Source organism: Streptomyces sp. NBC_00454 (assembly GCF_041434015.1).
Classification (GTDB): Bacteria; Actinomycetota; Actinomycetes; order Streptomycetales; family Streptomycetaceae; genus Streptomyces.
Map to the genome: position 1 here is coordinate 2101029 of NZ_CP107907.1, position 20937 is coordinate 2121965.

The window sequence follows — 20937 nt, forward strand, 5'->3', positions numbered from 1 at the left end:
AAGCTCATGACGGGAGGTGATGACGGCAATGCGGGCTGTCCAGACGCAGAGGGTCCGGGGGAGGAACAAGGCCCCGAGATGGAAGAAGCCCAACGACGAGGTCATGTCGGTGGTGGTGCTGCCGCTGGCCGTCACCGACCCCGCCGACCTCGCCCGGATGGATGGCCTGTTCGGGGCAATGTGGTCGCTCAAGCGGGCCGTGCAGCGCGACGCCCGCGCCAGGGTGGATGCCTACTGGGTCGCGTACCACGAGCGGAATGAGCAGGGAGCGAAGGCCGTACGCCAGCGCCTGGGCCAGGGCCTGTCACGTGAAGGCCTGGAACGCTGCGCGTACAAACACTTGGAGAAATCGGGGCACCTGAAACACCACGCCTCCAAAGCTCTGGCCATGCATATGGCCGATGAGGTGTGGCATGGGGTGCAGCGGCACCTCTTCCCCGATGCCGCCGGCCAACGTTCCGGCCGACCGAAGGTCGGCACCTGGCACGAGTTCACCCGGATTCCGGGCCGCGCCCGCTCCCACACGACCGAGAACAAATGGGAGACCTTCCGCCTGGTCGGCACCCTCCACGGCCACGCCACGGCCTACACCGACGGGGTCTGTCACACGCTGACGCAGCCCCGGCGGATGCCCAAGCCCACCGTGCCGGAGATCCGGGTGTCCACGGGCAAGGTCACCGCCTCGGGCAAGTCTGCCAACCGGAAGGCGACGTGGTGGGACCACACCGGCCCGCTCGCCGTGGTGTTCGCGGGAGGCCCCGACAGCGCCCGTGGCGATCTGGTGCTCCCCGTACGTATCCCGCAGCAGCCCGGCCAGTGGGCGCGGGTGCAGCACTTCCTCTCCAGCCCTGGCCGCTGGCACAAGGTCGACCTCGTCCGCCGCCGGAAGGCGTCCGCGCCGGGCGGCTGGGTGTACGAGGCGCACTTGTTGGTGCTGGGCCCCGGCTACACCGCCCCCACGGTGCGGGCCATGCGCGACCGTGCCTCCCTGCTCGACCGTATCGGCGGGGTGGACGGCAACGTTTCCAACCTCTCCGTCGTTTCCTTCCCCGCCGACCTCGCCGGCGGCAAGCCCCTCTCCACCGAAATCACGCTCACCGATACCGAGCAGGCCTTGCTGGGGAAGCAGGCGAAGAAGCGGCGGGATCGTGCGCGGGCGTTGGAGCGCTCCCGCCGGGCGACGAACAGCGCGCAATACGGTCTGTCGAAGAAGCAGGCCAGGCACGCCACCCGGCGCGCGGAGAAAGGTCTGCGACCCAAGGCCGCGTCGGTGCCCGGTGGCGCCCGCGCTGCACGGTCGGATGGAGTGCCGAAGCAGGCGTTCCGTCACGACCGGCTCTCCGCCGGCTACCGCGTCGAACGCGCCCGGCAGGCAGAGCACGCCGCGAGCGTCGCCGAGCACCGCCGCCACCGCGCCCGTCTGGTGGCCTGCCAGATCATCGCCGCCCACGGCCCCGTACTCGTCGTCGAGGACTGCGACATCCGCACCTGGTACCGGCTGTGGGGCAAGCGGCTCTCGCAGACCACGCCCGGCATGCTGATCTCCGCCCTCAAGGCGGAGTGCGAGGCAGCAGGCGGGCGACTGGTCCGGGCCTCCACGTGGTCGACGGCCCTGTCACAGCACTGCCTGTGCGGTGAACGGGTCCGCAAGAGCCTGCGGGACCGTGAGCACAAGTGCACCGCGTGCGGCCTCACCGGCAAGCGGGACCTCATCTCCGCCGCCCTGGCCGCGTTCGTCCGCTTCACCGACGTAGACGACCCCAAGACCGCCTACCTGGACGGCATCGCGTCCCGGCACGCACAGATCACCTACGAGCAAGCGCTGGAAGAAGCGCTGCGGGAGTCAACCACACCGAGCCCGAAACCGCCCCGGCGGCCGGGCCGCTTGGCAGTCCCACGGCAACGCCGTGGGACCTCTGCTCCCCGAACCGTCGGACAGCGGCACCGAGCGACCCCGGATGAGTCACGCTTGCGTGGCCACGCCGGAAAGCACGGTCCCCGCACCGGCTGCCATCCGTGGCTCACCCTTTGGTGACCTACGGATCAAGTCTTAGAGTGGGCCGACCAGTGACTGCCGGCGAGGGAGAAAGCCAACCGTGATCACCGCGATCGTGCTCATCAAGACCAGCGTGGACCGGATCCCCGAGATCGCCGAGGCCATCGCGGCGCTGGAGAACGTCAGCGAGGTCTACTCCGTCACCGGCACCTACGACCTGATCGCACTGGTCCGCGTGGCCCGCCACGAGGCCCTGGCGGACGTCATCCCGGGCCGCATCAGCAAGATCCCGGGCGTGGAGGCCACGGACACGCACGTGGCGTTTCGCACCTACTCCCAGCACGACCTGGAAGCGGCGTTCGCGATCGGCCTCGACGCGTAGCCGCGAGGAGCCCGGGACCGACGTGTCCCAGGTCACAATTCCGATCTTCTGCGGAGCGATGAGTTTCCGGTGATCGCGCGGTCTGTAACGGTGTAGATCCACTACGGACCCAGGAGCCTCTCATGCGCATCGTCATCAGCGAGTTCATCAGCCTCGACGGCGTCGTCCAGGCCCCCGGCGGCCAGGGCGAGGACGACGACAACGGATTCGCGCACGGCGGCTGGTCGCACCCGTTCTTCGACGCCGAGGTCGTGGGCGGCGCCTTCGCCGAGGTGACCACCAAGGCCGAGGCCCTGCTCTTCGGGCGCCGCACGTGGCAGACGATGGCGGGCGCCTGGCCGGAGCGGGCCGGCGACCCCTTCGCCGACCAGATGAACTCGATCCCCAAGTACGTGGTGTCCGCCACCCTGGGCGAATCCGACCTGACCTGGAACAACACCACGCTGATTCCCGGCGCCGACGCGGTGGCCCGGATCCGCGAGCTGCACGGCGCCGACGGCGGCGACCTGGTGGTCATGGGCAGCCCCACGCTCGTACGGACCCTGCTGAGCGAGGGCCTGGTCGACGAGCTGCGGCTGATGGTCATGCCGGTGCTGGTCGGCGGCGGAAAGTCGATCTTCCCCGAGGACGGCGGACTGCGGCCCCTGGAGCTGGTCTCCTCGGTCACCGCGTCCACGGGCACGCAGGTGTGCGTCTACCGCCCGGCGGCCCGGGCGTAGTACCCGGGCCCGTCCCCGACGTCGTGTCTCAGACGGCGGGGACGCAGCGGCCCTCTTCGGTCCGGTACTGCCACTTCGCGCCGTCCGAGACGAGCTCCTTGACCGCGCGGACGAACCGCTCGACGTGCTCGTCGGGGGTGCCGGCGCCGAAGCTGACGCGGATCGCGTTGAGCGAGCGCTCCCCCGGAGCCGCCTCGGGCGCACCGCATTCGCCCGGCTCCTGCGGCTCGCTGCCGAGCAGGGTGCGCACCAGCGGGTGGGCGCAGAACAGACCGTCGCGGACGCCGATGCCGTACTCGGCCGAGAGCGCGGCCGCGAAGTGGGAGCTGTTCCAGCCGTCGACCACGAAGGAGATGACGCCCACCCGCGGGGCGTCGTCGCCGAAGAGGGACAGCACGCGGACCGCCGGAACCTCGGCCAGACCGTCCCGGACCTTGGCGATCAGCTGCTGCTCGCGGGCGACCAGGTTCTCGAACCCGGCCTCGTTCAGCGCCTTGCAGGCGGAGGCGATGGAGTAGACGCCGATGACGTTGGGGGAACCGGCCTCGTGGCGGGCGGCCGTGGTGTGCCACTCGACGTCGACCCCGCCGTCCTCGCGGCGGGCCACCTTGCGGGAGGCGCCACCGCCGGCGAGGTACGGCTCGGCCTGCTGCAGCCAGTCGGCGCGGCCGGCGAGCACGCCCGAGCCGAAGGGCGCGTAGAGCTTGTGTCCGGAGAAGGCCACCCAGTCCACGTCGAGCTCCTGCACGGAGACGGGGTGGTGCGGGGCCAACTGGGCGGCGTCCAGGACGATGCGGGCGCCGTGGGCGTGCGCGGCGGCGGCCAGTTCCTTGACGGGCCACAGCTCGCCGGTGACGTTGGAGGCGCCGGTGACGCAGACCAGGGCGGGGCCGTAAGGCTCACGGGCGGCGAGCGCCCGCTCCAGGGTCTCGACGGCCTGGGCCGGGGTGCGCGGCGCGTTGAGGTACGTGACCTGCGCGTCGACCCAGGGCAGGAGCGAGGCGTGGTGCTCGGTCTCGAAGACGAAGACCTGGCAGTCGGCCGGCAGCACCGCAGCGAGCAGGTTCAGGGAGTCCGTGGTGGACCGGGTGAAGATCACCTGGTCGGAGGCGCGGCAGTCGAGGAACTCGGCGACCGTGACGCGGCTCTGCTCGAACAGGTCGGTGGAGAGCTGCGAGAGGTATCCGGCGCCGCGGTGGACGCTGCCGTAGTACGGGGCGTACGCGGCCACGTCGTCCCAGACGCGCTGCAGGGCCGGGGCGCTGGCCGCGTAGTCGAGGGCGGCGTAGGTGACCTCGCCGCCGGTGACGAGCGGGACGGTGACGTCGCGGCCGAGGACCGGCAGCGGCTCGGCACAGGCGGGGCCCTCGGCGGTGACGGCGGCGGTGGCGGTGGCGTTCGGGGTTGCGGACATGGCGGTATCTCCCGGCAGGCAGGTCTGAATGGCTTCTGTGTGCCCGTACGGGGGTACGACGCTGCGGCCGTCCGGGGTACGGGAAGTGCCTCGGAAGTTCCGGGTACGCGGAAGCGACCCTGTTCCGAGGGTTGAAGAAGGGGCGGAAGCGCCCTATCGCATTCGCTTGCTCACGGAAAAAGCTCCTCGATCGAGACCAGGATCCCTGGTGTCGAGGGATCCGCGCTTGCCGTAGACCTCACTGCCTACGACCTGGTCATCACCCGGGGCACCCCGCCACGGAAGGAGGGTTGCCGGACAGCGAGCCGGGGCCAAAACGCTGTCACTCGTGACCTGCCGATGATCCTGCCACAAGATCCCTCGAACGCAAGACCCCGGTCCGCATGGTGGACCGGGGTCGTGGCCGAAAGGGATCGACTGACGCGTTACGCGTTGCTGGCCGCCACCCAGCGCTCCAGCGCCGCCCGGGCCGCGCCCGAGTCGATGGCCTCGGCCGCACGGGCCACGCCCGCGGCGAGCTGCTCCTCCAGCGTCCCCGTACCCGGGTCCAGCGCGACCAGGGCCGCGGCCGAGTTCAGGAGCACGGCATCGCGGACCGGGCCGGTCTCGCCGGCCAGCAGGCGGCGGGCTACGTCCGCGTTGAAGGAGGCGTCGGCGCCCGCGAGCGCGGAGACGTCCACCAGCGGGATGCCGATGTCGCGCGGGTCGAAGGACTGCTCCACCGACCGGCCGTCGCGGACCCACCACACCCGGGAGGTCGCCGTGGTGGTGAGTTCGTCGAGGCCGTCGTCGCCGCGGAAGACCAGCGCCGAGGAGCCGCGCTCCGCCAGGACGCCCGCCACGATCGGGGCCATCCGGGCGTCGGCCACGCCGGTGGCCTGCGCCCGGACCTTCGCGGGGTTGGTCAGTGGACCGAGGAAGTTGAAGGTGGTCCGGATGCCGAGCTCCTTGCGGGCCGCGGCCACGTGCCGCAGCGCCGGGTGGAACTTGACCGCGAAGCAGAAGGTGATCCCGGCCTCCTCGGCGACCTCGACGACCCGCGCCGGGGTGAGGTCGAGGTTGACGCCCAGCTTCTCCAGGACGTCCGAGGACCCGCTCGCGGAGGACGCGGCCCGGTTGCCGTGCTTGACCACCTTGGCGCCCGTTCCGGCCACGACGATCGCGGACATCGTCGAGATGTTGACCGTCTTCGCGCCGTCGCCGCCGGTGCCGACGATGTCCACCGTCCGGCCCGGCACCTCGATCAGGTTGGCGTGCGCGTACATGGCCCGGACCAGGCCGTTGATCTCCGCGACCGTCTCCCCCTTGGCCCGCAGCGCGACCGCGAAGCCGGCGATCTGGGCGTCGGTGGCCTCTCCGCGCATGATCCGGTCCATGGCCCAGGCCGTGTCGTCGGCGCTGAGGTCCCGGCCGGTCAGCAGTGCGTCGAGAACGCCCGGCCAGCCACGGGCCGCCATGCTGTCGCCGCCCGCCGGGGTCACCAGGTTCATGGTCCGCTCCTGCTACTGGTCATCGGTTTCCACATCGAGTGGGAAGGGCTCAGCCTATCCAGCCCGGGAGACGGCAAAGAGCCCCGTCCCAGACACTGGACGGGGCTCCCGCTGTGGCGACACCAGGACTGACCGGAATCAGTCCCTCAAGCGATCTGACAAACAGACGACAAGCAGTGGCGCAGGAGATCAGTGGTGGCCGTGGCCGCTCTGGATCTCCTTGTACTCCTCGGCCGAGGGCTTCGGAATCTGGTTGTTCTCTCCGTAGTAGCCCTTGCTGAGCTTCGCGCGGAGCTTCTCGATGCGCCCCACCTTGCGCTCGACACCGTTCTCGTCGACCGTCGGGCCGATCTCGGCCGGCTGGTACTGGTCGTACGAGGTGAGGGTGTGGAGCTTGCCCTGCGAGAGCGGCTCGTGGATCTCGACGAACTCACCGTGCGGCAGGCGCTTGATGATGCCGGTCTCGCGACCGTGCAGCACCTTGTCCCGGTCCCGGCGCTGGAGGCCGAGGCAGATCCGCTTGGTGATGATGAACGCGACGACCGGGCCCACGAAGAACGCGATCCGGGCGAACCAGGTGATCGAGTTGATCGACAGGTGGAAGTACTGCGCGAACATGTCGTTTCCACCGGCGATCAGCAGGACGACGTACCACGTCAGCCAGGCCACGCCGAAGCCCGTACGGGTCGGGACGTTGCGCGGGCGGTCCAGGATGTGGTGCTCGCGCTTGTCCCCGGTGACCCAGGACTCGATGAACGGGTAGACCGCGATGACGACCAGGACCATCGGGAAGATCATCAGCGGGACGAACACACCCAGGACGAGGGTGTGGCCCCACAGGTTGATCTCCCAGCCGGGCATGGCACGGATCAGACCCTCGGAGAAGCCCATGTACCAGTCGGGCTGCGCACCGGTGGACACGTGGTCCGGGCGGTACGGGCCGAGCGCCCAGATCGGGTTGATCGAGGCGATCGCCGCGATGGCCGCGATGACACCGAAGACCAGGAAGAAGAAGCCTCCGGCCTTGGCCATGTAGACCGGGAGCAGCGGCATGCCGACGACGTTCTTCTCCGTCTTGCCGGGGCCCGCGAACTGGGTGTGCTTGTGGTAGAAGACCAGGATCAGGTGGGCCACCAGCAGGCCCATCATGATGCCGGGCAGCAGCAGGATGTGGACCGAGTAGAACCGGGAGACGAAGTCGCCGCCCGGGAACTCGCCGCCGAAGAGGAAGAACGAGAGGTACGTGCCGACGACCGGCACGGACAGCATCGCGCCCTCCATGAAGCGGACACCCGTGCCCGAGAGCAGGTCGTCCGGCAGGGAGTAACCGGTGAAACCGGTGAACATGCCGAGGACCAGCAGCAGGAAGCCGAAGATCCAGTTGACCTCGCGCGGCTTGCGGAAGGCGCCCGTGAAGAAGACGCGCATCATGTGCACGAGCATCGCCGCGACGAAGATCAGCGCCGACCAGTGGTGGATCTGCCGGATGAGCAGACCGCCGCGGACGTCGAAGCTGATGTCGAGCGTCGACTTGAACGCCTCCGACATCTGGACGCCCTGCATCGGCACGTACGAGCCGTGGTAGACGACCTCGTTCATGCTCGGGTGGAAGAACAGCGTCAGGTACACACCCGTGAGGATGAGGATGATGAAGCTGTAGAGGCAGATCTCACCGAGCATGAAGGACCAGTGGTCCGGGAAGATCTTGCGCATGTTGGCCTTGGCGAGGCTGTAGATGCCCAGCCGGCCGTCGGCCCAGTCGGCTACGCGTTCGCCGGCCGGGGCCTTGCGCTCTTTAGTGTCGGTCGCAGTGCTCATCCGCGCTCCCAGAATGCAGGACCGACGGGCTCTTCGAAGTCGCCGAGCGCCTCGAGGAAACCTTCGTCATTGACGCCGATCCGCAGCTGCGGGAGCGCGTGACCAGCCGGGCCGAAGATGACTCGGGCGCCGTCGGAGAGGTCGAAGGTGGACTGGTGGCACGGGCAGAGCACGTGGTGCGTCTGCTGCTCGTACAGGCTGATCGGGCAGCCGACGTGGGTGCAGATCTTGGAGTAGGCCACGATTCCCTCGTGGGACCACTCCAGCTCCTGCTTGTCCTTGATGTCCTCCGGCTTGATGCGGACGATCATCAGGGCGGCCTTGGCGATCTGCGTCTGGAAGTCGTGCTGGTCCTCTTCCAGGCCTTCCGGCCGGGCGAAGGTCAGCGAGCCGACGAGCAGGTCCTCGGGACGCAGCGGCTGGTTCGTGTTGTCGTTGACCAGCAGCTTGCCCTTGGCCCACAGCGTCTTGCGCAGCTTGTCCTCGGGCAGCGTGCCCAGGTCGCGCAGGATCACGACGGCGGAGAGCGGCAGCAGGGCCAGCGCACCGAACATCGTGTTGCGGATCAGCGGGCGGCGGCCGATGGCCGACTCGCGCGCGCCGTCCGCGAAGTCCTGCATGACCTGCGCCTTGACCTCGGCCGGGGCCGCGATCTCGTGACGCTCGGCGGCGACCTCGACATCGGACATCAGGGTGCGGGCCCAGTGGACCGCGCCCGCGCCGATGCTGAAGAGCGCGGTACCGAGGGTCATGCCCAGGGCGAAGTTGAGCGCGCTCACCTTCCCGATGGGGAAGATGAAGACGATCTTGTCGACGGGGATGGACACGAACGAGGCGATGAACGCCACCGTGGCCAGCATCGACAGGGTGAACAGCATGGCCACCGTGCGCTCGGACCGCTTGGCGGCCCGCTCGTCGATGTCCTGGATGCGCGGGCGGTGGACCGGGAGGCCCGGGTCGGCGAACGGGTCGTCCGCCACTGCCACGCCACCGTGGTGCGCGTCGCCCTGCTCGCTCGGCAGGTGCTTCTCTTCGGGAATGTCTTGGCTACTCATGACTTCTTGGCCTTAGCGGTGTGGGCCGCGACCCAGACGGCGACAGCGATCAGCGCACCCAGACCGAAGATCCAGCCGAAGAGACCCTCGGAGACGGGGCCGAGGCCACCGAGCTTGAGCCCACCCGGGCTGGTCGACTTCTCGCCGTTCACGTTCTGGAGGTACGCGATGATGTCCTTCTTCTGCTTCTCCGGCATCGTGCTGTCCGGGAAGGAGGGCATGTTCTGCGGGCCGGTGAGCATGGCCTCGTAGATGTGCTTCGGCTCGACGCCCTCGAGGTTCGGGGCGTACTTGCCGTTCGTCAGCGCGCCGCCCTCGCCGGTGAAGTTGTGACACTGCGCGCAGTTGTTGCGGAACAGCTCACCACCCCTGGCGATGTCGGCGCCCGCCGGGTCGTACTGCTTCTCGGTCGGCGTGATCGGACCGGCACCGAGGGACGCGATGTACGCGGCCAGCTGGTCGGTCTGCGCCTGGTTGAAGACGACGGGCTTCTTCGGCACCTGGGCGCCGGGCTGCTGGGCGGGCATGCGGCCCGTGCTCACCTGGAAGTCGACGGCCGCGGAGCCGACGCCGACCAGGCTCGGGCCGTCAGAGGAACCCTGACCGCCGGTTCCGTGGCAGCTTGCACAGCTGACGGCGTAGAGCTTCTGACCCTCCACGATGGCGAGGGACTGGGCGGTTTCGTCGGCCTTCGCAGTGCCCGTGGGCGCGAAGACGGCGTACAGCCCCCCAGTGGCCGCTAGCGCGAAGAGTAGAACGACGACCGCCGCCAGCGGATGGCGTCGTCGTGCGGAGAGCTTTTTCACGGATTACCCCGGTGTCAGGATCTTCTGCGTCGGTGTTTCTGGATGGAGTGCCGGGCTCGGGCCCGGCGTGTTCGCTACTTGATCAGGTAGATCGTCGCGAAGAGGCCGATCCAGACGACATCGACGAAGTGCCAGTAGTAGGACACGACGATGGCCGACGTGGCCTGTTCGTGGGTGAACCTCTTGGCCGCGTACGTCCGGCCGAGGACCAGCAGGAAGGCGATGAGACCGCCCGTCACGTGCAGACCGTGGAAACCGGTGGTCAGGTAGAACACCGATCCGTAGGGGTCCGACGAGAGGGAGATGCCCTCGTGCTTGACCAGCTCGGTGTACTCGAACACCTGGCCGCCAATGAAGATCGCACCCATGACGAACGTGATGATGAACCATGTCCTGAGCTTCTTCACGTCACCGCGCTCGGCTGCGAATACGCCGAGCTGGCAGGTGAGCGAAGACAGCACCAGGATCGTGGTGTTCGTCGCCGAGAAGGGCAGGTTCAGGTTTGAAGCCTGCTCCGCCCAATGCTCGGGACCCATCACGGATCGCAGGGTGAAGTACATCGCGAAGAGGGCCGCGAAGAACATCAGCTCGGAACTCAACCAGATGATGGTTCCCACGCTGACGAGGTTCGGCCTGTTGACCGTCGGGTGCGCGTGCCCGGTATCTACTGTCGTTGCTGTCGCCACGACCGACATTATGTCGGTCCCTTATCCCGCCCTCACCCCGGGGGGTGCCGTTCGGAGTGTCAGGGCCGTGTGCAAGGCCCGAACGGCCCATCAGACGGGCCCGCGCACGACTGATCACGAGCCTGTGCGAACCGATGTTGACACCGGGTCGGACGGAGTAGCATCCCGCGCAACATCAGCGTTTTTCACGGGACACGTGGAGGAACGAAATGCGGGCGACTGCGCGGGTTCTGGTCTACAGCGACGACGCGGGCACCCGGGAGCAGGTGCGGCTGGCGGCCGGGCGCAGGCCGGCCTCCGACCTGCCGCCGGTGGAGTTCCTCGAGTGCGCCACGCTCCCGGCCGTCCTGAGCCAACTGGACGCGGGTGGCATCGACGTGTGCGTGTTGGACGGCGAGGCGGCCCCGGCCGGGGGCATGGGCGTCTGCCGGCAGATCAAGGACGAGATCTTCCGGTGCCCTCCCGTACTGCTCCTGATGGGCCGTCCGCAGGACGCCTGGCTGGCCACGTGGAGCCGCGCGGACGCCGCCGTCACCCTTCCGGTGGATCCGGTGGGCTTCGCGGAGGCCCTGGCGGGTCTGCTGCGCACACGGCTCTCCCCGGCGGCCTGACCTGCCGGTTGGGCCCCGCGGGCCCGTAGATCCGCCCGCAGGGCCCCTACGGGCCCCACAACGGCCCGTACGGACGCATACCGGGGCACGGGAGCCCGTACGGACTCCCGTGCCCCGGCAGGGGCGCTACAGGCCCTGTCGCCCCGGTGGTTACACCTGCGGGCGCAGCCGGTCCTTGTCGATGGGGCTGCGGCCTTCCTGGGTGCCCTTGAGGAGGGCGCTGCCCTGGCGCCACTCCTTCCAGTCCATGTTCCAGTCGCCGTAGCCGTTGCCGAAGGTGTCCATGTCGTCGCCGATGCTGTTGATGACCCGGACGATGTCGCCCTCGCTGATGTTCTCGTAGAACCAGGCGGCGTTGCCCGTGCTCATGCCGGTGCAGCCGTGGCTGACGTTCTCGTAGCCCTGGGAGCCGACGGACCACGGAGCGGCGTGGACGTATTCACCACTCCAGGTGACGCGAGTCGCGTAGTAGACGGGCAGGTTGTAGTACTCGCTGCCGCCGATGCCGACCGTGTCGCCGCGCATCTGGACGTAGTACTGCTTGCCGAGGACCACCTTGACGCCGTTTCGGGTGGAGAAGCCCGGCTTTCCGGTGGTCACCGGAATGGTGTTGATCACTTCTCCGTTGCGCTTGAACGTGAGGTAGTGCGAGGAGGCGTCCGTGGTGACCTCGACGCGGTCCCCGATCTCCAGCTTCAGCGGCTTGCTGGCGGCCCCGTGGAGGTCATCGGCGATCTTGATGCCCTCCAGGTTGCTCCGGACGGACACGGTGGTGTTGGCCGGCCAGTAGTCCTTGGGCCGGTAGTGGAGCTTCTTGTCGTCCACCCAGTACCAGGCGCCCTCGGCGTCCGGCGGGGCGTCGACGATCAGGCCCCGCTCGATGATCGCGCGGGCGGCCTTGTCCTTGACGGGTTCGTTGAGTTCGGCCGTGAGGGGCTGTCCGACGCCGTACTTGCCCTCCTCCGGGCCGAATTCGACCTTGAGGACCTTCTTGGCCGGGGTGGTGTCGAAGGACATCGTGCGCTGGCCCGGGGCGCCGTGTTCGTCCTCGGTGCTCACGTTGACGGTGTAGCGGACGCCTGCGGCCATCGGGACGGTGCTGTGCCAGCGGTCCCCCGCGGCGGACAGCTCGCCCGCCAGACGGCGGCCGTGGGTGTCCACGGCGCTCACGTCGGTGATCCGGCCGCCGCTCTTGGCGGTGACCTCCAGGGGCCGTTCGGGGTCGACGGGACGGCTGCCGGAGGCCTGGTTGAAGGCGACTTGGTCTCCCGCGTCGTAGGGGCGGGCAGACAGCGGGTTCTTGTCGCCGGACCCGCATGCGGTGGCGCCGGCCCCGAGGGACGCGACCAGCAGGGAGCAGCCGATTACCGTCCAAAGACGCGGTGAGTGGTTCATGGAGTCAACGCTATGAAGATATGACAATTACGGCGCGCGGGGTGACTGCAAACGAGGGGCCCGGACTCCTCCGTTAGAGGTGTCCGGGCCCCAGGTCTCAGGCTGCGGGCGCCACCTGAAGCGGTGGCGGTGACGCGGGTACGGCTACTGGTTCTGGTTCTCGCCGCGGTAGTACTCGTAGACCCAGCCCCACAGGCCGACGAGGATGACCGGCGCCGAGAAGTACATGAGCCACCAGCCGAAGATGACGCCGCTGAATGCGAGCGCGCCACCGATGGCCAGCGAGAGCGGCTGCCAGCTGTGCGGGGCGAAGAACCCCAGCTCGCCCGCCTCGTCGGCGACGTCGGCCTCCAGGTTGTCCTGGGCCATCTCGTCCACGCGCTTGGCCGTGAAGGCCAGGTAGTAGCCGATCATGACGCTCAGGCCGAAGGCCAGGAAGAGAGCGGTGGTACCGACGGGCTCCTTCGACCACACGCCGTACACGACGGCCATGATCAGGATGAAGAAGGAGAGCCAGAGGAACATCTTGCCCTGGATCTTCACTTGCCGGCCTCCTTGCCGCCGGTGACTGCCTTGGTACCGGCGTCGTGGTCCGCGAGGTGGTCGAGGGCCGCGATCTCCGGGTGGTGCAGGTCGAACGCCGGGGATTCACTGCGGATCCGCGGCAGGGTGAGGAAGTTGTGCCGCGGCGGCGGGCAGGAGGTCGCCCACTCGAGCGAACGGCCGTAACCCCACGGGTCGTCGACCTCGACCTTCTTGCCGTACTTCGCCGTCTTCCAGACGTTGTACATGAAGGGCAGCATCGACAGGCCCAGCAGGAACGAGCTGATCGTGGAGATGGTGTTCAGCGCGGTGAAGCCGTCGGCCGCGAGGTAGTCCGCGTAACGACGCGGCATGCCCTCGACGCCCAGCCAGTGCTGCACCAGGAAGGTGCCGTGGAAGCCGATGAACAGCGTCCAGAAGGTGATCTTGCCGAGGCGCTCGTCCAGCATCTTGCCCGTGAACTTCGGCCACCAGAAGTGGAAGCCGGAGAACATCGCGAAGACCACGGTGCCGAAGATGACGTAGTGGAAGTGCGCGACGACGAAGTACGAGTCGGAGACGTGGAAGTCCATCGGGGGCGAGGCCAGGATGACGCCGGTCAGACCACCGAAGGTGAAGGTGATCAGGAAGCCGACGGCCCAGAGCATCGGGGTCTCGAAGGACAGCGAGCCCTTCCACATGGTGCCGATCCAGTTGAAGAACTTCACACCGGTCGGTACCGCGATCAGGAAGGTCATGAAGGAGAAGAACGGCAGCAGCACACCGCCGGTGACGTACATGTGGTGGGCCCACACGGTCACCGAGAGGCCGGCGATCGAGATCGTCGCGGCGATCAGACCGATGTAACCGAACATCGGCTTGCGCGAGAAGACCGGGATCACTTCGGAAATGATTCCGAAGAACGGCAGCGCGATGATGTACACCTCTGGGTGTCCGAAGAACCAGAAGAGGTGTTGCCACAGTAGGGCGCCGCCATTTGCCGCATCGAACACATGCGCACCGAACTTCCGGTCGGCCTCCAGCGCGAAGAGCGCGGCGGCCAGCACCGGGAAGGCGAGCAGGACCAGAACACCGGTCAGCAGCACGTTCCAGGTGAAGATCGGCATGCGGAACATCGTCATGCCGGGGGCGCGCATGCAGATGATCGTGGTGATGAAGTTGACCGAACCGAGGATCGTGCCGAAGCCGGAGAAGGCCAGACCCATGATCCACATGTCGGCGCCGATGCCCGGCGAGCGGACGGCGTCCGACAGCGGGGAGTAGGCGAACCAGCCGAAGTCGGCGGCACCCGAGGGGGTGACGAAGCCGGCCACCGCGATGGTCGAGCCGAAGAGGTACAGCCAGTACGCGAACATGTTCAGCCGCGGGAACGCCACGTCGGGCGCGCCGATCTGCAGCGGCATGATCCAGTTGGCGAAGCCCGCGAACAGCGGGGTGGCGAACATCAGCAGCATGATCGTGCCATGCATGGTGAACGCCTGGTTGAACTGCTCGTTCGACATGATCTGCGTGCCCGGACGGGCCAGCTCGGCGCGCATGAAGAGCGCCATGATCCCGCCGATGATGAAGAACACGAACGACGTGACCAGGTACATCGTGCCGATGGTCTTGTGGTCGGTCGTGGTCATCCACTTCACGACCACGTTGCCCGGCTGCTTGCGCCGCACCGGCAGCTCGTTCTCGTACGAGTCGGCGGCGGCACCCTGAGATTCGTTGAGGATGCTCACAGTTTGTTCACTTCCGCATTCCGGGCCGGGTCGGTCTGCTTGATGCCGGCCGGGAGGTAGCCGGTCTGACCCTTCTCCGCGAGCTCCTTCAGGTGCGCCTTGTACGCCTCCGGGGAGACCACCTTGACGTTGAAGAGCATCCGGGAGTGGTCGACGCCGCAGAGCTCGGCGCACTTGCCCATGAAGGTGCCTTCTTGGGTCGGAGTGACCTCGAAGACGTTGGTGTGGCCCGGGATGACGTCCTGCTTGAACAGGAAGGGGACCACCCAGAAGGAGTGGATGACGTCGTTCGACGACAGGATGAAGCGGACCTTCTCGCCCTTGGGCAGCCAGAGGGTCGGACCCGGGTTGTTGGTGTCCGGGTTCCGGTCTCCGGGGACGCCCTTGGTGTAGACGCCCTCGGCGCCCGCGGGGAAGTCCTTGGTGTAGCGGTCCGGGATGGCGGCGAGTTCCTTCGGAACCTCGCCCGCCTTCGGGGTCGCCGCGTCGCCGTCGACGTTCTCGACGTAGTTGAAGCCCCAGCTCCACTGGTAGCCGATCACGTTGATCGTGTGAGCCGGCTTGGCGGAGAGGGAGAGCAGCTTCGATTCATCGCGCGCGGTGAAGTAGAACAGCACCGAGACGATGATGAGCGGGACCACGGTGTACAGCGCCTCGATGGGCATGTTGTACCGGGTCTGCGCGGGGACCTCGATCTTCGTCCGGCTGCGCCGGTGGAAGATGACGCTCCACATGATCAGGCCCCACACCAGGATGCCCGTAATGAGAGCGGCCGCCCAGGAGCCCTGCCACAGGGAGAGGATGCGAGGCGCCTCCTCCGTGACCGGGGTGGGCATTCCGAGGCGGGGGAAGTCTTTCCAGGTGTACGAGCAACCAGTGGCGGTCGCCAGAACCGCGCCCGCAGTCAGCGCCTGCAGCAGCTTCCGCCGCATCGGGCGCCGCGGCGAGCGGTCGGAGCCGTAGGGACTCACGTAGCGCCTTCCCGAGAGTCTCGGCCCGCGCGGCCGGCCGCGGCCGTATTCGGGTCGGTCGCCGGCCCTGACGCAGGCAGGGGTTTGGATGTTTATGCGGACCAAACCCTACTGGACGCTATTTGGGGTCGCGCGGGGAGGGTGCCCAACGCGCCGTTACTGACCCCGAAGGGATGGATCCGCCGTACGGGGGACGGCCCAACCGACCCCGAATGGCGGCCTCCGGAAGACATCTGACGGCCCCTGACCTCGGGCGGATGCCACGCCGGCGGGGCGGGCGGTTAGCGTGACCGGATGCCGTACTTCGACACCGCGTCCGCCGCCCCGCTGCACCCCGTGGCCCGCCAAGCGCTCCAGGCCTCCCTCGACGAGGGCTGGGCCGACCCGGCCCGGCTCTACCGCGAAGGCCGGCGGGCCAGGCTGCTGCTGGACGCGGCCCGGGAGGCCGCGGCGGATTCCGTGGGATGCCGTCCCGACGAGCTCGTGTTCACTCCTTCGGGGACGCACGCGGTTCACTCCGGCATGGCGGGGGTACTCGCGGGACGCCGGCGCGTCGGCGGGCATCTGGTCGTATCAGCGGTGGAACACAGCTCCGTCCTGCACGCGGCGGAGTCGCACGCCGCGCGCGGCGGCACCGTCAGCGAGGTCCCGGTGGACCGGTTCGGCCGGGTCGACCCCGCCGCCTACGGGGACTTCGTGCGCCCCGACACCGCACTGGCCTGCCTCCAGTCGGCCAACCACGAGGTGGGCACGGTCCAGCCGGTGGTGGAGGTCGCCGAACTCTGCGGCGCGGCCGGCGTGCCGCTGCTCGTGGACGCGGCCCAGTCACTGGGCTGGGGACCGGTCGCCGCGGGCTGGTCCGTCCTGTGCGCGAGCGCCCACAAATGGGGCGGCCCGCCCGGAGTCGGCCTGCTGGCGGTCCGCAAGGGCGTCCGGTTCTCTCCCCAACACCCCTCCGACGAGCGGGAGTCCGGCCGCTCCCCCGGTTTCGTCAACCTCCCGGCGGTCGTCGCCGCGGCGGCCTCCCTGCGGGCGGTGCGCGCTGAGGCCGACGCGGAGGCAGCCCGGCTGCGGACCCTGGTCGACCGGCTGCGGCGGCGGGTGGCCCGGCTGGTCCCCGACGTGGAGGTGGTGGGCCACCCCGACCTGCGCCTCCCCCATCTGGTCACCTTCTCCTGCCTCTACGTCGACGGCGAGACCCTGCTCCACGAGTTGGACCGGGCGGACTACTCCGTCTCCTCAGGCTCCTCGTGCACCAGCTCGACGCTGACTCCGTCCCATGTGCTGCGCGCGATGGGCGTCCTGTCGGAGGGGAACGTACGGGTCTCCCTGCCGACGGGCACCACGGCCGCGGAGGTCAACGGCTTCCTGGAACTGCTGCCGGGGGTGGTGGCGGGGGTCCGCGAACGCCTGGGCGTGGGGGGCTCCCTCCCCTCCCCCGAGCCGGAGGCCGAATCCCTCGAACTGGACACCCTCGGCCTGCGGTGCCCGCAGCCGGTCATCGAACTGGGGCGGGCGATCGGGCGGGTGCCGGTGGGGGGCACGGTGACGGTGCTGTCGGACGACGAGGTCGCGCGGCTGGACATCCCGGCGTGGTGCGTGATGCGGGGGCAGGTGTACGTGGGCGAAGCGCCTCGGCCGGAGGGGGTCGCGTACACGGTGCGGCGGGCCGTCTGAGCGGGTGGTGGGCCCTGCGGGGCTTGTCCCCTACCCGCCCTTCCACCGTTCCCTGGGCTCCGCCCAGACCCTCCCCCAGCTGCCGCCGGGGGTGCCCCCTGCCTCAAACGCCGGCGGGGCTGGACATGCCGCGTGCGGCATGTCCAGCCCCGCCGGGGCCCGAGGGCTACGCCGACAGGTGCGAGCGGACCTCCGCCGCCGCTACGTCGCCATAGGCCTTCGTGAAGCGCTCCATGAAGTGCGCGCGGGCCAGCGTGTACTCCTGGGTGCCCAGCGTCTCGATGACCAGCGTCGCCAGCATGCAGCCGACCTGCGCCGCGCGCTCCAGGCTCACGCCCCAGCCCAGACCGGTCAGGAAGCCCGCGCGGAACGCGTCGCCGACGCCGGTCGGGTCGACCTTGGCGGTCTCCTCCGGGCAGCCGACGACGATCGGGTCGTGGCCGACCCGCTCGATGCGGACGCCGTTCGAGCCGAGGGTGGTGACCCGCGTGCCGACCTTCGCCAGGATCTCCGCGTCCGTCCAGCCGGACTTCGCCTCGATGAGGCCCTTCTCGTACTCGTTCGAGAAGAGGTACGTCGCGCCCTCCATCAGGGTACGGATGTTGTCTCCGTCCATCCGGGCGATCTGCTGGGAGAAGTCCGCCGCGAAGGGGATGTTCCGCGTCCGGCACTCCTCCGTGTGGCGGAGCATCGCCTCGGGGTCGTCCGCGCCGATCAGGACGAGGTCCAGGCCGCCGACGCGGTCCGCGACCGCCTTCAGCTCGATCAGGCGGGCCTCGCTCATCGCGCCCGTGTAGAAGGAGCCGATCTGGTTGTGGTCGGCGTCCGTGGTGCAGACGAAGCGCGCGGTGTGCAGCACCTCGGAGATGCGCACGGAGGCGGTGTCGACGCCGTGCCGGTCCAGCCAGGAGCGGTACTCGTCGAAGTCGTAGCCGGCCGCGCCGACGAGGATCGGGCGGGTGCCGAGCTGCCCCATGCCGAAGCAGATGTTCGGACCGACGCCTCCCCGGCGGACGTCGAGGTTGTCGACGAGGAAGGAGAGGGAGACCGTGTGCAGCTGATCCGCGACCAACTGGTCGGCGAAGCGGCCGGGGAAGGTCATGAGGTGGTCGGTGGCGATGGAGCCGGTGACTGCGATGCGCACGGGGTGAATGCTCCTGCTCGGGAGGGCAAGGGTGACAGTCAAAACTACCCGGTCGGCAACGGTTGGCCGACCGGCCGAAACTACCCCGTAGTAGGGCTTTCTTCGCCAGCATTGGCGTGTCTACCGTGCCCCCATGACCTATACCGATGGCTTCGGGTACGCCGAGACGGCCCAGAACACCGCCGACGCTCGGCCCGGTTTCGCACGGCTGCTGGGCGACTGCGCCCGGATGGCCCCGCACTGGACGGTCCCCTCCGACCCCCGTCCGGACCGGGTGGCACCCTCTCAGATCCACGGGATCCGCGTCCCCGCGGCCTCGGCCCGCCTGATCGCCTCCACCGCCGCCTACGGCGACTGAGCGGCTGCCCGGGAGATCCAGGGGAACCGGATCGACGCCTGTTCCGTCACACCCGCATCACCACCGGCGGGACGGGCTAAGGAGCGATGCGGTGACCAGCGAACGACCGGGCACATCCGATACACCACGGGCCACGCGGCGGCGGCCGGCCTGGGCCGTCGGCGCGATGGCGGCCGCCGTCCTCGTCACGGGCGGCGGCACCGCGTACTGGGCGTCGACCGCCCACGGTGAGGGCCGTACGGGCGGCGGTGCGGACTCCTCCGCGGCCTCCGCACCCCGCGTGGCGCCCACTCCTCCCGGTCCCGGCATCGCGGTCGGCGAGCCCGATCCCTCCGGCAGCGGGGTCACGTACGCGGCGGACGTCCAACTCCCCGACGGTCCGGCCACCGCGCCCGCCTTCGCCGCGACCGGCGAGATCACCTCCGCCGACGTGGCCCGCCTCGCGGCGGCCCTCGGCATCCCGGGCGCACCGCGCCGGAGCGGGGAGATGTGGCAGGCCGGGGAGACCGCCGACGGTTCCGGGCCCCGGCTCACGGTGAACTCCAAGGCCCCCGGCACCTGGACCTTCTCCCGCTACCAGGTCGGCGGCACCGGGGACGACTGCGTTCGCGGCAAGGACACCTGCGGCCCGGCCACCCTCCCCGAGGGCCTGGACCGGGGCTCCGCCCAGAAGGGGCAGGCCCCGGCCGGGAAGCCCCTCTCCGAGGCGGCCGCCAAGGCCGCCGCGGCGCCCGTACTGGCTGCCGTCGGCCAGAGCGGCGCCAAGCTGGACGCCCGGCTCGTCCAGGGCTCGGTGCGCGTCGTGAGTGCCGACCCGGTGGTGGGCGGGCTCCCCACCCAGGGCTGGTCCACCAGGATCGGCGTCGGGGCGGACTCCCAGGTGGTGTCGGGCAGCGGCGAGCTGACCCTCCCCGTCCGGGCCGGCGCCGAGCAGCCGGTGATCGGCGCCGTCGACGCGCTGGCACGGCTGAACAAGAGGTCCGCGGGCCCCGCGGACGGCACGGGCCCCGGCCCCAGCGGCTGCGCCACGAGCGTCCCGCTGGCTCCGGACACCGCGGTCGGCGGCACGGACACGCTGCCCTGCAACCCGGAGCCCCGCCCGATGAAGCCCCCGCGCACGGAGTCGGTACGGGGCGCCGTGCTCGGGCTGGTCCCCGGCACGGTCGACGGGGCCCGGGGCCTGGTCCCGGCCTGGCTGTTCGAGGTGGCGGGCAAGGACGGCGCTCCGGGGCGCACCGTGGCCCAGCCGGCGGCCCTGGCCGAGGAGCCGGCGCCGGGCACGGCGCCCCCCGCCCCCCCAGCAGGGAAGACGCTCACGGTGCCCGGATTCTCGTACACCGAGGCCGACCGGACCCTGACCGTGAACTTCTGGGGCGGGGTGTGCAGCACCTACGCGCTGGAGGCCCGGGAGGAGCCCGGTTCGGTGCTGGTGAAGATCACCGACACCCCGAACAAGCCGGGTCAGTCCTGCATCATGCTCGCGCAGGAGATGACGGTGACGGCCCGGCTCCAGCAGCCGCTCGGTGACCGGAAGGTGATCGACGCCACGACGGGAAAGCCGATCCCCCGGCAGTAGCCGTCAGGGCCCGGGAGCGGATCCGGGCGTACGAGAGGGGCCCCGCGGTCGGTTTCGACCGCGGGGCCCCTCTCGTCGTCCTACAGGTTTAGCTGAAGGAGTCGCCGCAGGCGCAGGAGCCCGTGGCGTTCGGGTTGTCGATCGTGAAGCCCTGCTTCTCGATGGTGTCGACGAAGTCGATCGACGCGCCGTGGAGGTACGGGGAGCTCATCCGGTCGGTGACGACCTTGACGCCGTCGAAGTCCTTCACGACGTCGCCGTCGAGGGACCGCTCGTCGAAGAAGAGCTGGTAGCGCAGGCCCGAGCAGCCGCCGGGCTGGACGGCGACGCGCAGCGCCAGGTCCTCGCGGCCTTCCTGCTCAAGGAGGGTCCTGACCTTCTCGGCGGCGGCGTCGGACAGGAGGATGCCGTCGCTCACAGTGGTCTTTTCGTCCTGTACGGACATCTGCATTCACTCCCGAAGTGGGCGGCTCCCCACTCCAAGGCGGGGAAACGTCGGACTCTTGCCGTCGGTGGCAACGAGCGGGACCGCGGTTTCATTCCGGGACCCGACGCTTGTTTCAGAAATT

The 20937-nt window shown here is 69.3% G+C and carries 19 protein-coding genes and 1 riboswitch; of the genes, 7 read left to right on the plus strand and 12 right to left on the minus strand.

The window, feature by feature from the left end; genetic code table 11:
* The first annotated feature begins 28 nt into the window (after positions 1 to 28).
* The 3 genes from OHU74_RS09765 (at position 29) to OHU74_RS09775 (ending at position 3097) form a co-directional block, all read left to right on the plus strand.
* A complete protein-coding gene (locus OHU74_RS09765) occupies positions 29 to 2035 on the plus strand; it encodes a transposase (RefSeq protein WP_371615520.1) in 2007 nt (668 codons plus the stop codon).
* Between the two features lie 61 nt (positions 2036 to 2096).
* A complete protein-coding gene (locus tag OHU74_RS09770) occupies positions 2097 to 2378 on the plus strand; it encodes an Lrp/AsnC ligand binding domain-containing protein (protein ID WP_215027823.1) in 282 nt (93 codons plus the stop codon).
* A 122-nt stretch (positions 2379 to 2500) separates the two neighbouring features.
* Positions 2501 to 3097 carry a dihydrofolate reductase family protein gene (locus OHU74_RS09775; protein ID WP_371615521.1) on the plus strand — a complete coding sequence of 199 codons (597 nt, stop codon included), beginning with the start codon at positions 2501 to 2503 and terminating at the stop codon, positions 3095 to 3097.
* Between the two features lie 28 nt (positions 3098 to 3125).
* Here the strand turns inward: OHU74_RS09775 and OHU74_RS09780 are convergent, their stop codons facing one another.
* The 6 genes from OHU74_RS09780 to OHU74_RS09805 all read right to left on the minus strand — a co-directional run bounded on the left by OHU74_RS09780 (position 3126) and on the right by OHU74_RS09805 (position 10375).
* Entirely contained in the window at positions 3126 to 4511 is a 1386-nt protein-coding gene (locus OHU74_RS09780; RefSeq protein WP_371615522.1) for an aminotransferase class V-fold PLP-dependent enzyme, read from the minus strand.
* Between the two features lie 217 nt (positions 4512 to 4728).
* A riboswitch (SAM riboswitch) is annotated at positions 4729 to 4845 on the minus strand.
* 91 nt (positions 4846 to 4936) lie between these two features.
* On the minus strand, positions 4937 to 6001 hold the full coding sequence (gene trpD, locus OHU74_RS09785; protein ID WP_371615523.1) for an anthranilate phosphoribosyltransferase: 1065 nt from the start codon (positions 5999 to 6001) through the stop codon (positions 4937 to 4939).
* Positions 6002 to 6190: 189 nt separating this feature from the next.
* Positions 6191 to 7819 (minus strand): cytochrome bc complex cytochrome b subunit, encoded by a 1629-nt coding sequence (locus OHU74_RS09790; RefSeq protein WP_371615524.1) that lies wholly within the window; start codon positions 7817 to 7819, stop codon positions 6191 to 6193.
* Complete coding sequence (locus OHU74_RS09795) at positions 7816 to 8874, minus strand: Rieske 2Fe-2S domain-containing protein (protein WP_371615525.1); 1059 nt, start codon at positions 8872 to 8874, stop codon at positions 7816 to 7818. Before OHU74_RS09795 ends, OHU74_RS09790 begins: the two co-directional genes overlap by 4 nt.
* On the minus strand, positions 8871 to 9680 hold the full coding sequence (locus tag OHU74_RS09800) for a c-type cytochrome (protein ID WP_371615526.1): 810 nt from the start codon (positions 9678 to 9680) through the stop codon (positions 8871 to 8873). The genes OHU74_RS09795 and OHU74_RS09800 overlap by 4 nt, the downstream gene beginning before the upstream one ends.
* A gap of 74 nt (positions 9681 to 9754) precedes the next feature.
* A complete protein-coding gene (locus OHU74_RS09805) occupies positions 9755 to 10375 on the minus strand; it encodes a heme-copper oxidase subunit III (RefSeq protein ID WP_330296040.1) in 621 nt (206 codons plus the stop codon).
* A 200-nt stretch (positions 10376 to 10575) separates the two neighbouring features.
* Here OHU74_RS09805 and OHU74_RS09810 point away from each other — a divergent pair, with 200 nt between their 5' ends.
* A complete protein-coding gene (locus OHU74_RS09810; protein ID WP_330296041.1) occupies positions 10576 to 10977 on the plus strand; it encodes a hypothetical protein in 402 nt (133 codons plus the stop codon).
* Positions 10978 to 11127: 150 nt separating this feature from the next.
* On the opposite strand, the gene OHU74_RS09815 is transcribed toward OHU74_RS09810, so the two are convergent.
* From OHU74_RS09815 to coxB, 4 genes are all read right to left on the minus strand, one after another.
* A complete protein-coding gene (locus tag OHU74_RS09815; RefSeq protein WP_371615527.1) occupies positions 11128 to 12372 on the minus strand; it encodes an Ig-like domain-containing protein in 1245 nt (414 codons plus the stop codon).
* 144 nt (positions 12373 to 12516) lie between these two features.
* Positions 12517 to 12915: a cytochrome c oxidase subunit 4 gene (locus OHU74_RS09820; RefSeq protein WP_330296043.1), complete on the minus strand. Its 399-nt coding sequence runs from the start codon at positions 12913 to 12915 to the stop codon at positions 12517 to 12519.
* A complete protein-coding gene (gene ctaD / locus OHU74_RS09825) occupies positions 12912 to 14642 on the minus strand; it encodes a cytochrome c oxidase subunit I (RefSeq protein ID WP_330296044.1) in 1731 nt (576 codons plus the stop codon). Before ctaD ends, OHU74_RS09820 begins: the two co-directional genes overlap by 4 nt.
* A complete protein-coding gene (coxB, locus tag OHU74_RS09830; RefSeq protein ID WP_330296045.1) occupies positions 14639 to 15613 on the minus strand; it encodes a cytochrome c oxidase subunit II in 975 nt (324 codons plus the stop codon). Before coxB ends, ctaD begins: the two co-directional genes overlap by 4 nt.
* A 294-nt stretch (positions 15614 to 15907) precedes the next feature.
* On the opposite strand from coxB, the gene OHU74_RS09835 reads away from it, so the two are divergent.
* Positions 15908 to 17290: a cysteine desulfurase/sulfurtransferase TusA family protein gene (locus OHU74_RS09835; protein WP_371615528.1), complete on the plus strand. Its 1383-nt coding sequence runs from the start codon at positions 15908 to 15910 to the stop codon at positions 17288 to 17290.
* Between the two features lie 166 nt (positions 17291 to 17456).
* On the opposite strand, the gene OHU74_RS09840 is transcribed toward OHU74_RS09835, so the two are convergent.
* Positions 17457 to 18434, minus strand: coding sequence for a carbohydrate kinase family protein (locus OHU74_RS09840; protein WP_371615529.1), 978 nt, complete (start codon positions 18432 to 18434; stop codon positions 17457 to 17459).
* A 133-nt stretch (positions 18435 to 18567) separates the two neighbouring features.
* On the opposite strand from OHU74_RS09840, the gene OHU74_RS09845 reads away from it, so the two are divergent.
* Both OHU74_RS09845 and OHU74_RS09850 read left to right on the plus strand, forming a co-directional pair.
* A complete protein-coding gene (locus OHU74_RS09845) occupies positions 18568 to 18792 on the plus strand; it encodes a hypothetical protein (protein WP_371615530.1) in 225 nt (74 codons plus the stop codon).
* Between the two features lie 91 nt (positions 18793 to 18883).
* Complete coding sequence (locus OHU74_RS09850) at positions 18884 to 20368, plus strand: hypothetical protein (RefSeq protein WP_371615531.1); 1485 nt, start codon at positions 18884 to 18886, stop codon at positions 20366 to 20368.
* An 88-nt stretch (positions 20369 to 20456) separates the two neighbouring features.
* Here the strand turns inward: OHU74_RS09850 and erpA are convergent, their stop codons facing one another.
* Positions 20457 to 20813 carry an iron-sulfur cluster insertion protein ErpA gene (gene erpA, locus OHU74_RS09855; protein WP_214949940.1) on the minus strand — a complete coding sequence of 119 codons (357 nt, stop codon included), beginning with the start codon at positions 20811 to 20813 and terminating at the stop codon, positions 20457 to 20459.
* Between the last annotated feature and the right edge of the window lie 124 nt (positions 20814 to 20937).